Annotated in this window: 11 protein-coding genes; 10 read left to right on the top strand and 1 reads right to left on the bottom strand. The window is 63.8% G+C overall.

Annotated features, from left to right (window positions below; all coding sequences use genetic code 11):
* Both ACEW8Q_RS17695 and ACEW8Q_RS17690 read left to right on the top strand, forming a co-directional pair.
* Positions 1–1,470: gamma-glutamyltransferase family protein (locus tag ACEW8Q_RS17695; RefSeq protein ID WP_373505379.1), on the top strand; the 1,470-nt coding region annotated here is incomplete at its 5' end.
* A 125-nt stretch (positions 1,471–1,595) separates the two neighbouring features.
* Positions 1,596–3,977 carry an EAL domain-containing protein gene (locus ACEW8Q_RS17690; protein WP_373505378.1) on the top strand — a complete coding sequence of 794 codons (2,382 nt, stop codon included), beginning with the start codon at positions 1,596–1,598 and terminating at the stop codon, positions 3,975–3,977.
* Between the two features lie 50 nt (positions 3,978–4,027).
* Here the strand turns inward: ACEW8Q_RS17690 and phaR are convergent, their stop codons facing one another.
* On the bottom strand, positions 4,028–4,636 hold the full coding sequence (phaR, locus tag ACEW8Q_RS17685; protein ID WP_373505377.1) for a polyhydroxyalkanoate synthesis repressor PhaR: 609 nt from the start codon (positions 4,634–4,636) through the stop codon (positions 4,028–4,030).
* Between the two features lie 192 nt (positions 4,637–4,828).
* Here phaR and ACEW8Q_RS17680 point away from each other — a divergent pair, with 192 nt between their 5' ends.
* From ACEW8Q_RS17680 to ACEW8Q_RS17645, 8 genes are all read left to right on the top strand, one after another.
* Entirely contained in the window at positions 4,829–6,013 is a 1,185-nt protein-coding gene (locus tag ACEW8Q_RS17680; RefSeq protein WP_373505376.1) for an acetyl-CoA C-acetyltransferase, read from the top strand.
* A 24-nt stretch (positions 6,014–6,037) separates the two neighbouring features.
* Positions 6,038–6,763, top strand: a complete 726-nt coding sequence (phbB, locus tag ACEW8Q_RS17675; RefSeq protein ID WP_373505375.1) for an acetoacetyl-CoA reductase — start codon at positions 6,038–6,040, stop codon at positions 6,761–6,763.
* A gap of 139 nt (positions 6,764–6,902) precedes the next feature.
* Positions 6,903–7,502, top strand: coding sequence for a heme ABC exporter ATP-binding protein CcmA (gene ccmA / locus ACEW8Q_RS17670; RefSeq protein WP_373505374.1), 600 nt, complete (start codon positions 6,903–6,905; stop codon positions 7,500–7,502).
* Positions 7,499–8,167 carry a heme exporter protein CcmB gene (gene ccmB / locus ACEW8Q_RS17665; protein WP_373505373.1) on the top strand — a complete coding sequence of 223 codons (669 nt, stop codon included), beginning with the start codon at positions 7,499–7,501 and terminating at the stop codon, positions 8,165–8,167. Before ccmA ends, ccmB begins: the two co-directional genes overlap by 4 nt.
* Before the next feature lie 23 nt (positions 8,168–8,190).
* On the top strand, positions 8,191–8,913 hold the full coding sequence (locus tag ACEW8Q_RS17660) for a heme ABC transporter permease (RefSeq protein ID WP_373505372.1): 723 nt from the start codon (positions 8,191–8,193) through the stop codon (positions 8,911–8,913).
* Positions 8,913–9,071, top strand: coding sequence for a heme exporter protein CcmD (ccmD, locus tag ACEW8Q_RS17655; RefSeq protein ID WP_373505371.1), 159 nt, complete (start codon positions 8,913–8,915; stop codon positions 9,069–9,071). Before ACEW8Q_RS17660 ends, ccmD begins: the two co-directional genes overlap by 1 nt.
* On the top strand, positions 9,068–9,655 hold the full coding sequence (locus ACEW8Q_RS17650) for a DsbE family thiol:disulfide interchange protein (protein WP_373505370.1): 588 nt from the start codon (positions 9,068–9,070) through the stop codon (positions 9,653–9,655). Before ccmD ends, ACEW8Q_RS17650 begins: the two co-directional genes overlap by 4 nt.
* On the top strand, positions 9,652–10,383 hold a 732-nt coding region (locus ACEW8Q_RS17645), incomplete at its 3' end, for an aromatic amino acid lyase (protein ID WP_373505369.1). The genes ACEW8Q_RS17650 and ACEW8Q_RS17645, both read left to right, overlap by 4 nt.

Raw genomic sequence — 10,383 nt, 5'->3', positions numbered from 1 at the left:
GGCGGCAACGCGGCGGATGCAGCGGTCGTGGCCTCCGCCGTTCTCTGCGTGGTCGAACCTGCCATGACCGGGATCGGCGGCGACTGCTTCGCGCTCGTTGGAACGCCCGAAGGCAAGGTGACGGGACTGAACGCAAGCGGGCGCTCCTCTTCCGGCGCCGATGCCGACTGGCTGAAGGCCTCGGGGCTGACCTCCATTGCCCCGCGCTCGATTCACGCGATCACGGTTCCAGGCGCCATCGACGGATGGGACCAGCTGCTGAAGACCCACGGCACGATGGACCTGTTCGAGGCACTCAAACCCGCCATCCGCATGGCGGAAAAAGGCGTGCCCGTCACCCCGCGCGTCGCCTTCGACTGGCCGGAGGATACGCCCGACCTCGCCGCCGACGAAGGCGGCCGCTTGCATTACCTGAAGGACGGCCGGACGCCCAGGCTGGGTGAGACGATGGCCTATCCGGCCTTGGCGCGCAGCCTGCGGTTGATCGCCGCCGACGGGCGCGACGCCTTCTACCAGGGCGAGATTGCGGACGACATCATCGCGACGGTGCGCGCCAAGGGCTCGCTCCTTACACGCGACGATCTCGCCTCGCACCGGAGCGACTGGGTGAAGCCGATCTCGACCAAATTCGCAGGCCACGAGATCCTCGAGATCCCGCCCTCAGGGCAAGGCCTCACGGCCCTTGTCGCCCTCAACATCCTGTCGCAGTTCGGCCTCAAGCGTCACGCACCGGATTCAGTGGAGCGCCACCACCTCGAAATCGAGGCAATGAAAATCGCCTGGGAACTGCGCAACCGCCACATTGCCGATCCGGACTTCGCCGAAGTGCCGGTCGACGAACTCCTGAGCGACAGGACGGCGGCCAAGCTCGCCGCCATGATCGACATGAACCGGGCCATCGACATCGACGCCGCGATGCGCCAGTCCGACACTATCTATCTTTCGGTGGTGGACGAGAAGCGCCTCGCTGTGTCCTTCATCAACTCGGTCTATTACGGCTTCGGCTCCTGCATCGTGACGCCGAAGACCGGGATCGCGCTGCAGAACCGCGGCGCCTGCTTCGTGACCGACCCCAGCCATCCGAACTGCATTCAGCCCTCGAAGCGCCCGCTCCATACCATCATCCCCTGCATGTCGAAGAAGGACGGCCAGATCGACATGAGCTTCGGCGTGATGGGCGGCGACTACCAGCCCATGGGCCACATGACGGTGACGGTGAACCGCTATGTCTATGGCATGGACCCGCAGGAGGCGATCGACTGGGCCCGTTACTTCCCCAAGGCTGGCAAGGTGCTGGCCGAAAGCACGGTGCCCGAAGCGGTGAAGGCCGGACTCGCTGCAAGGGGCCATGTGATGGAAACGCCCTCGGAACCGCTGGGCGGCGGCCAGGCCATCGCCATCGACCGCGAACTCGGCATGCTGGTCGGCGGCTCCGACCCCCGCAAGGATGGCTTCGCTCTGGGTTTCTAGCGGGGGCTTCACCGGGCCCGCCGTTAACAAATGATTTTTCGATCTCCGCTAGCATCGGGGCTGGAAACGTTTCGCGCGGGGCGGGTATGGCCGTACCGGCGATTTGATTTGAGTCCGGAGGCAGCTTGAGCGACCCGCAGAATGCGTCACTTTTCAACTTCGAGTCCAAGCTGGGCCACGAGGCCGTGCTCGAGTCCGTCCAACATGCCGTGACTGGCCTGTCTGCTCCAGACGATGGCGGCCTGCGCATGGCGGTGGAGGCATCGGGCCTCGCCACCTATCACTGGGTCGTTGAGACGGACGAGATCGTATGGTCGCCCAATGCCATGGACGTGCTGGGCGCGGATGTGCGCGGCTTCTCGACAGGGCGTGCATTCGCCACCTTCCTCGACCCCGACAATTTCACCAGCCGCTACGACACCGTGATGCGAAGCGCCCAGAGCGACGATGGCGCAGGTGTGCCCTTCCAGATCGAATACAAGTTCCGGCCGGAGGGCCGCATGGGAAGATCCAGCGTGTGGCTGGAGGACCAGGGGCGCTGGTTCGGCGGACAGGACGGGCGTCCGGTCGAGGTTTTCGGCACGGTGCGCCGCATCGACGACCGTCACATGCGTGACCAGCACCTGAGCTTCCTCGGCAATTGCGATCCATTGACCGGCATGATGAATCGCGGCCGCATGATGGAAGCCCTGGGGGGAGCCATGTCGGTTGCCGGCCGTGACGGGACCGAATGCGCCTTCGTCATCGCCGCCATCAACAATCTCTCGGTGGTCAACGACGCCTACGGATTCGAAGTGGCCGACGAGGTCATCATCAACATGGGCCGCAGGCTTCGGCACGTGGTCCGCACGGGCGATGCCATTGCGCGATATTCCGGCTCGAAATTCGGATTGATCCTCAACAATTGCACCGAGGACGACCTCGCCATCGCCGCTGAGCGCTTCCTCAGCGTGGCGCGCGAAAGCGTCATCGAGACCGAGCGGGGACCCGTCTGGGCGCTGCTCTCGATCGGCACGCTGATCCTTCCGAAACATGCGTCTGATCCGAACATGGCGGTGGCACGCGCCGAGGAGGCCTTGACCGAGGCCCGCAAGCTGCCGTCGGATGGTTATGTCGTCTACAAGCCGTCGCAGCAGCGGTCTTCCGAACGCACGCTCAATGCCCATTCCGCAACCGAAATCGTGCGCTGCCTGCGCGAGGAGCGCTTCCGGCTGGCCTTCCAGCCCGTGGTCGACGCAACCTCCGGTGTTCCGGCCTTCCACGAGGCCCTGCTCCGCATGACCGACCAGGCCGGCGAGATCGTCGCCGCTGGGCACCTCATTCCCATTGCCGAGAAGCTGGGCCTCGTGCGCCTGATCGACCGCGCCGTGGTGCAGATGACCGTGGCCGCTCTCAACAAATATCCGGATGCCAGGCTGTCCTTCAACATTTCGGGTACCACCGCGACCGACCCGCGCTGGTACCCCCAGATCATCGAGATTCTTGCCTCCAATCGAAACGTCACCGACCGGCTGATCGTCGAAATCACCGAGACTGTGGCATTGGGTGACCTGCGCGAGACGATCCGCTTCGTGGAACAGCTTCGCGAATTGGGCTGCGGTGTTGCCATCGACGACTTCGGCGCGGGCTACACGTCCTTCCGCAACCTGCGCGCCATGCCGGTCGACGTGCTCAAGCTCGATGGGACGTTCTGCAGCAATCTCTCGGAGAACGGCGATAATCAGTATTATGTCCGCTCGCTCATCGATCTGGCGCGCACCTTCGGAATCCGCACGGTCGCGGAATGGGTTGAGAACGAAGCGGATGCAGCTCTCCTCCGCGACTGGAAGGTCGACATGATGCAGGGCAACTACTTCGGCGACGCCCAGCTCGATCCGCCATGGGCGGAAAGTCTGGGCTCAGATGCCGAAGCCGAAAACTCCATCCCCTTCACCTTGTCGGAAGAAGATGGTTGGGTAGCCGAGGACACGGGCGAAGTGCCCGAGTTCACGGAGGCGGCCAGCATAGAGGAATCCGGCACCGTTCCTTTGGCTGCCGACGAGCAACCAGTTGCTGTTGAAGCCGCTTTCAGTTTCGATGCGGAACAGGCGGAAGACGTGAACGACGACCTCCCCATCGCCACTGAATCGCATTGGGCAACGGAACCTGCTGATACCGGGCCTCTCGTTGAGGAGCCCCTGCTCATTGCCGATGCTCTTGATGTTATGGAAGAGGTTGAGACCGTCGAAGAGGTTGAAGCCGTTGCTACCGCCGAAGTCATTGAAGCCGTCGATGCGATTGACGTGGAAGCGGAACTGGAACCTGCATCAGCCGGGATTGCCGCAGACGCTGAGGAAACCGTTGTCGCTTTCGAGGAAAGTCTGTCTGGGGAGCTCGCCAAGTTGCGCGCTGCCATTGCAGCACTCGACCAGGCTTTCAAGCGCCAGGAACCTCCGGCTGAACCGGAATTTGCGGAACCGAGCCTTGCTGACCTCATCAGCGATACTGCGCTGCAAAGGGCGAGCTGAACAAACTCATCGAAGCCCGGACAGGCTCACGCGCCTGTCCGTCTGGCATTCTACTTGTTGGCGAGCGTGTCGATTTTCTGCTGCATCGCGGCAAGCTGGTCCTTAAGCGCCTGAAGGTCATCGCGAGACGTTGGTGGCTCGCCGGTTGACCCCGGCGGCTTCGGCGCGGGCGCTCCCGGAACGGCGCCGCCCATGGCAGCTGCGAAGGGATTGAACACCTTCATCGCGTCGTTGAACATGGTCATGTTGCGGGCAGCGGTATCCTGCATCGCCTTGAAAGGGTCTGCCCCCCAAGATTCCATCATCTGAGCCGTCAGCTTCTGCTGTTCCTTGCCCAGGTTGTCGAGCGAGAACTCGAGGAAGCCCGGCACGAAGGCCTGCATCGAGTCGCCATAGAAGCGGATGAGCTGGCGGAGGAAGTTGATGGGCAGCAGGTTGGTGCCCTTGTTCTCTTCCTCGAAGATGATCTGGGTCAGCACCGACCGGGTGATGTCCTCGCCAGTCTTGGCATCGTAAACCAGGAAATCCGTTCCGCCCTTGACCATGGTCGACAGATCGTCGAGCGTCACATAGGTGCTGGTGGACGTGTTGTAGAGACGCCGATTGGCGTACTTCTTGATGACGACCGCGCTCTGGGGCGCTGCTTTCTCATCGCTCAACGAAACTACTCCTCCTGTACAACCTATCCGTTTGCCGGATTTTCTTGGCTTCCTGTCCTCAAAACTTGCGCCCCGCACTGCACAATTGCAAGCGCAAAAATTTTCGGCAGACCCTGCCCAAGACCTATGTCGCATTGCACAAATGATGGTAAGGAGATCATAAACACGCCAACAACCAACAAGGAGGCATTCATGGCCGGTTCTGGAAATGGGGTCGTCATCGTATCTGCGGCGCGTACCCCCGTGGGCTCTTTCAACGGCACGCTGTCAAGCGTTCCGGCATCTTACCTCGGCACCGTGGCGCTCAAGGCCGCCATGCAGCGTGCCGGGATCGAGGCCGCCGAGGTCGACGAGGTGATCCTGGGCCAGGTGCTTGCCGCCGGCCAGGGCCAGAACCCCGCCCGCCAGGCCTCCATCAATGCGGGCATTCCGAAGGAAAGCCCGGCCTGGGGCATGAACCAGCTTTGCGGCTCGGGGCTGCGCGCCGTGGCACTCGGCATGCAGCAGATCGCCAGCGGCGACGCGAAGATCGTGGCGGCCGGTGGCCAGGAAAGCATGAGCAAGGCGCCGCACGTCGCGCATCTCCGCGAGGGCGTGAAGATGGGCGACTGGTCGATGATCGACACCATGATCCGTGACGGCCTCTGGGACGCCTTCAACGGCTACCACATGGGCAATACCGCCGAAAACGTCGCCAACCAGTGGCAGATCACCCGCGACATGCAGGACGCCTTCGCGGTGGCCTCGCAGAACAAGGCGGAAGCCGCTCAGGCCGCAGGCAAGTTCAAGGACGAGATCGCACCCGTTACCATTTCCACCCGCAAGGGCGACGTGGTCGTCTCCGACGATGAATATATCAAGAAGGGCGTGACCCTCGACAGCGTGACGAAGCTTCGCCCCGCCTTCGCCAAGGATGGCTCGGTCACCGCCGCCAACGCCTCCGGCATCAATGACGGCGCCGCCGTGGTCATGCTGATGAGCGAGAAGGAAGCCGAAAAGCGCGGTCTCACGCCTCTGGCCCGCATCGCCTCCTGGGCCTCCGTCGGCGTCGACCCGGCGATCATGGGCTCAGGGCCAATCCCCGCCTCGCGCGCCGCGCTGAAGAAGGCCGGCTGGAAGGTCGAGGACCTCGATCTGGTCGAGGCCAATGAAGCATTTGCCGCGCAGGCCTGCGCCGTCAACAAGGACATGGGCTGGAACCCGGACATCGTGAACGTTAACGGCGGCGCCATTGCCATCGGCCACCCGATCGGTGCCTCAGGCGCCCGCGTGCTCAACACGCTGCTCTTCGAGATGGGCCGCCGGGGCTCGAAGAAGGGTCTTGCCACCCTCTGCATCGGCGGCGGCATGGGCATCGCCATGTGCGTCGAACGTTAATTAGAAAAAAGAAGGGACGGAAAGATGGGACGTGTTGCAGTCGTAACGGGCGGATCGCGCGGCATTGGCGCTGCGATCTCGAAAGCACTCAAGGCAGCGGGCTATACGGTTGCCGCAACTTATGCCGGCAATGACGAGGCCGCCGCGAGGTTCAAGGCGGAAACCGGCATTGCCGTCTACAAGTGGGATGTCTCCGACTTCGACGCCTGCGCCGCGGGCCTGAGCCAGGTCGAGGCCGATCTCGGCCCCGTCGAGGTGCTGGTGAACAATGCCGGCATCACCAAGGACGGCATGTTCCACAAGATGACGAAGGACCAGTGGTACCAGGTCATCAACACCAACCTGAACTCGCTGTTCAACATGACGCGCCCCGTGTGGGAAGGCATGCGCGCCCGCAAGTTCGGCCGCGTCATCTGCATCTCGTCGATCAACGGCCAGAAGGGCCAGATGGGCCAGGTGAACTACTCTTCCGCCAAGGCGGGAGACCTAGGGTTCGTGAAGGCGCTGGCCCAGGAAGGTGCTCGCGCCGGCATCACCGTCAACGCCATCTGCCCGGGCTACATCGCAACCGAAATGGTGCTGGCGATCGACCCCGCCGTGGTCGAGAAGAACATCCTGCCGCATATCCCGGTGGGCCGCCTCGGCCAGCCCGACGAAATCGCCCGCGCTGTGGTGTTCCTTGCCTCCGACGAGTCCGGCTTCATCACCGGCTCGACGCTCTCCGCCAATGGCGGCCAGTACATGATCTGATGGAGCGGGCGGCGCGGGAGCGCATTTGACCATAGCCATACCGTCATGCCAGCGAAAGCTGGCTTCCCGCTCTTCATCTTTCTATGGTGCAGCCAAAGCTGGACCCCGGCCTTCGCCGGGGTGACGGAACCGGGGACGAATGCAACTCAAGGCCACCAACCTGACCTGCGAACGCGGCGGGCGGACCGTGTTCCGCGACGTGTCCCTCACGCTTGCAGCGGGCCAGCTGATGCAGCTCTCCGGACCCAACGGCTCGGGCAAGTCATCGCTTCTCCGGTTGATCGCGGGACTTAATGAATCGGAAGGCGGCGCACTGTCGCTGGAAGGCGGCCATGCCGACCTCGCCATCGGGCAGCAGGCACATTACATCGCCCACCAGGAAGCGGTGAAGACCGCGCTCACAGTCTTCGAGAACCTCGCCTTCTGGCGCGACTTCCTGGGCGGCGGCGACGTGGACGAGGCACTTGGCGCCTTCGATCTCGCAAGGCTGTCGTCCTACCCGGCGGGGCTGCTCTCGGCGGGCCAGAAGCGCAGGCTGGGGCTGGCCCGCCTCGTTCTCATCCCGCGCGTGCTCTGGCTGCTCGATGAACCGACCGTGGGTCTCGATGCCGCCTCGCTGGAACGGCTCGTTGGCGTGATGACGTCGCATCTTGAAAAGGGCGGCATGATCATCGCCGCCACCCATGTGCCGCTCGGCCGCGCGCCCGATGCACGCCTTGAACTGGGCAAGGCGGCATGAAGCTGATCCTTTCCTTGATCGCGCGCGACCTGGCGCTCAGCATCCGCCAGGGCGGCGGCGTCGGCACGGCCCTTGGCTTCTTTCTGACGGTGGTGGTGCTGCTTCCCATCGGCATCGGGCCGGACCAGCAATTGCTGGGCCGCATCGCGCCGGGCGCCCTGTGGATCTCGCTGCTGCTGTCGGTTCTCCTGTCGGCCGACCGCATATACCAGCAGGACTATGAAGACGGCTCCCTCGACATCATGACCATGGGGCCGGTTCCCTTCGAGATGGTGGCGCTGGCAAAATCCATCGCCCACTGGCTCTCGACGAGCCTACCGCTGGCGATTGCAGCGCCCATCCTCGGCTTTCTCGTCAATCTCGAACCCTCCGCGATCCTGCCCTTGTTCATGGCCATGGCGCTGGGCTCGATCGCGCTCTCGCTGCTGGCCTCGATCGGCGCCGCCGTGACGGTCGGCCTGAGGCGCGGCGGGCTGCTGGTCTCGGTGCTGGTATTGCCGCTTTACGTTCCGGTGCTGATCTTCGGGCTGTCGGCCTCGCAAGCCTCCACGTCCAGCCCCGATATTGCCACACCGTCGTTGTTGATCCTCGCGGCGATGGCGCTGGTCAGCCTCGTCGTTTCTCCCCTTGCCTCGGCTGCGGCACTGAGGTCCTATCTGAAGTGATCGAGCCCAATTAGACAGGCCCCATGCAATATCTTGCCAACCCCACACGCTTCCTGAGACTTGCCAATGCGGTGCTGCCCTATGTCTGGGCCATCACCCTCGGCCTCTTCGCCATCGGCCTCTATGGCGCGCTGGTCGCCTCGCCGCCTGACTACCAGCAGGGCGAGACCGTGCGCATCATGTTCGTCCATGTGCCGGCCGCCTGGATGGCGCTGATGGTCTATTCGGTGATGGCGCTCGCCAGTGCCATCGCCGTCATCTTCCGGCACCCGCTGGCGGATGTGGCGGCGAAGACCGCAGCACCCATCGGAGCGGTGTTCTGCTTCCTCTCGCTCGCGACCGGTTCGCTGTGGGGCAAGCCCATGTGGGGCGCCTGGTGGGTGTGGGATGCGCGGCTCACCTCCATGTTCGTGCTGATGCTTCTCTATATTGGCTACATGGCGATTTGGGCTGCGATCGACGAGCCGCATCGCGCGGCGATGATCGCCCGCATCGTGGCGCTGGTGGGCTTCATCAACGTCCCCATCGTGAAGTACTCGGTCGATTGGTGGAATTCGCTGCACCAGCCGGCCAGCGTGTTCCGCATGGACGGGCCCACCATCGACAAGTCGATGCTGTGGCCGCTCCTCGTCATGGGCCTCGCCTATACGTTCCTGTTCCTGGCGCTTCATCTCGTGTCGATCCGCGCCGAAATCGCCGCGCGCAAGATCCGCCAGATCCACATCGCCGAGATCGGAGAACGCTGATGGACTTCACCGCCAACCATATCGGCTTCGTCCTCGCCTCATACGGCATGTCCTTCGTGCTCATCGGTGGCTTGATCGTCAGCATCCTGATGAAGGACCGCAAGCTGAGGGCAGAGGCCGAGCGCCTCGACCAGCAACGCCGAAAGACACGGACATGACCGGCATAGACGGAAAACCCCAACGCTCGCGCCTGTGGATTGCCGCCATCCCCGTGGTGGCCTTCGGAGGACTTGCTGCCCTGTTCTGGAAGGGCCTGTCGGGCAAGCCAAACGAGATTCCCTCGGCGCTCATCGGGCAATCGGTGCCAGATGTAACGCTTCCCCCCGTCGGGGGACTGGGCGTGCCGGGCTTCGACACCGCAAGCCTGAAGCAGGGTGGCGTCACCCTCGTCAATGTCTGGGCCTCATGGTGCGGGCCCTGCCGCATCGAGCATCCCTTTCTCATGGAACTGGGCAAGCGCACCGACATCCGCCTCGTCGGGTTGAACTACAAGGACGAACCGGAGAATGCCCGCCGCTTCCTCGGAACATTGGGCCAGCCCTATGCCGCGGCCGTGGCCGACGAGGCGGGCCGCGCCGCTGTTGACTGGGGGGTCTATGGAGTTCCTGAGACTTTCGTCATCGACGGCCAGGGCATCATCCGCTTCAAGTTCATAGGACCGTTGTCGGAAGAAGGGGTGGCCAACGTGCTGAACCCCGAGATCGAAAAGGCCCGCGCTCCGCTGAAACCCGCCGGCGCATGACGCTTGCTCTCGAGTCTCGGAGCGACCTCACGCTCGAAGCCTTGAAGCGCGTGGCGTGGGGCGGCGAGCCCGTTGAACTGGGCGCTGAGGCGAAAGCGAAGATCGCACGCGCACGCGCCGACTTCCTGACGCTCATCGAGCGCGAGGACATCGTCATCTATGGCGTCAACACCGGCTATGGACATATGGCCAAGCGGCGGCTGACGCCTGATGAGCGGAAGGCACAGGCGAAAGCCCCCACCCATCACCGCGCCGCCTCGTGGGGCGATCCCGTGCCGGAGCGCGTGGCCCGCGCCATCGTGTTTGCGCGGCTTGCCAATTTCATCGATGGCCACGCCGCCACCTCACCCCATGTGGCTGAAGCCGTAGCTCGGCTGCTCGATGGCTCAGGCTTGCCGCCAGTGCCCGCGCGAGGGCAAGGCGGTGCTGGCGAGATCCTCTCGCTGTCGCATCTGTTCCTTCCACTCACGCAGTCGATCGATCTTGCCGAGAAGGACATGCTCTCGCTCGTCAACGGATCGCCCGCCGCCGCCGCGCTGGTGGCGGACTCGGCCCTTGCGGCAAGGGAGCGCCTCGAGGTCGTGGCGGATGTCTTCGCGCTCGCCGCCGAAGCCTTCAACGCGCCATTGGGCCATTTCGCGGAAGAACTCGAACGCCTCTGGAACAACCCCCATGACGCATGGGCGCTGAGGGCGCTGCGTACACGGATCGGCGGCGGCCATGGCGGC

The organism is Aestuariivirga sp., assembly GCF_041738905.1.
Lineage (GTDB): Bacteria > Pseudomonadota > Alphaproteobacteria > Rhizobiales > Aestuariivirgaceae > Aestuariivirga.
The sequence above is the reverse complement of the archived record's forward strand: the minus strand, read 5'-3'. Positions and strand labels throughout refer to the sequence as shown.

Excerpts from the sequence above, each read along its gene's own strand:
- ACEW8Q_RS17680 (WP_373505376.1), top strand. The coding sequence starts at position 4,829 with ATGGCCGGTTCTGGAAATGGGGTCGTCATCGTATCTGCGGCGCGTACC.
- phbB (WP_373505375.1), top strand. The coding sequence starts at position 6,038 with ATGGGACGTGTTGCAGTCGTAACGGGCGGATCGCGCGGCATTGGCGCT.
- ccmA (WP_373505374.1), top strand. The coding sequence starts at position 6,903 with ATGCAACTCAAGGCCACCAACCTGACCTGCGAACGCGGCGGGCGGACC.
- ccmB (WP_373505373.1), top strand. The coding sequence starts at position 7,499 with ATGAAGCTGATCCTTTCCTTGATCGCGCGCGACCTGGCGCTCAGCATC.
- ACEW8Q_RS17660 (WP_373505372.1), top strand. The coding sequence starts at position 8,191 with ATGCAATATCTTGCCAACCCCACACGCTTCCTGAGACTTGCCAATGCG.
- ccmD (WP_373505371.1), top strand. The coding sequence starts at position 8,913 with ATGGACTTCACCGCCAACCATATCGGCTTCGTCCTCGCCTCATACGGC.
- ACEW8Q_RS17650 (WP_373505370.1), top strand. The coding sequence starts at position 9,068 with ATGACCGGCATAGACGGAAAACCCCAACGCTCGCGCCTGTGGATTGCC.